The following is a 750-nucleotide window of genomic DNA, read 5'->3' on the forward strand; positions in this document are numbered from 1 at the left end:
CCATGGGTACGTGACAACATGGGTTGATCAGCATGAGTAATCGCCAAATCAACGATACTATCGGTGACTTGCTGCATTTTAGCCACTACGAGCTCGCGGCTGTCTTTGAGCATCAATGCATAAGACAAGTTATTGATATCTTCACTGGTACAAGCAAAATGAATGAACTCTAGGCTATCTTCTAACTGCTGATTGCCACGAAACTTATCTTTGATGAAGTACTCAACTGCTTTTACATCATGGTTGGTGGTCGCTTCGATGTCTTTAATCGCCCCAGCATCCGCTTCACTAAAATCATCAACAATGCTGTTTAAAAAGGCATTGGTATCGGTATCGAACGCTGCTAATTCAGCAATCGCACTATTATCAGCCAACGACTGTAACCAGCGAATCTCAACAGTGACGCGAGCTTTAATCAGACCAAACTCAGAAAGGTACGGGCGCAAGCTGTCAGCTTTTGATGCGTAACGACCATCGATTGGAGAGAGTGCGGTAAGTGGGGTCATAGGATTGCCTTTAAAAATAATTGATGAATAAATAGGTAGCCAATAGATGATTAGCAATAAAAAATGAATGCGCAATTATAACCTGATTGGCGTTAAAGTTTGGACAAAAATTATCAGTAACAAAAGCGAAAATATGTTTACTGAATTTTATAGTAGTGATATATTCTGAAAAAATTAGCTTATCCTTAAAATAGGCTTTCAATTCAATCGCTTCAGTACCTTATCAGAGGTTAGAATGAACAAA

1 protein-coding gene is annotated in these 750 nt (G+C 39.3%); it reads right to left on the reverse strand.

The window, feature by feature from the left end:
* Positions 1-506 (reverse strand): lyase family protein (locus ACTXGO_RS15345; protein ID WP_443575125.1); only part of this gene is annotated, 506 nt, incomplete at its 3' end.
* Positions 507-750: the final 244 nt, after the last annotated feature.

The organism is Psychrobacter sp. T6-1 (assembly GCF_052258445.1).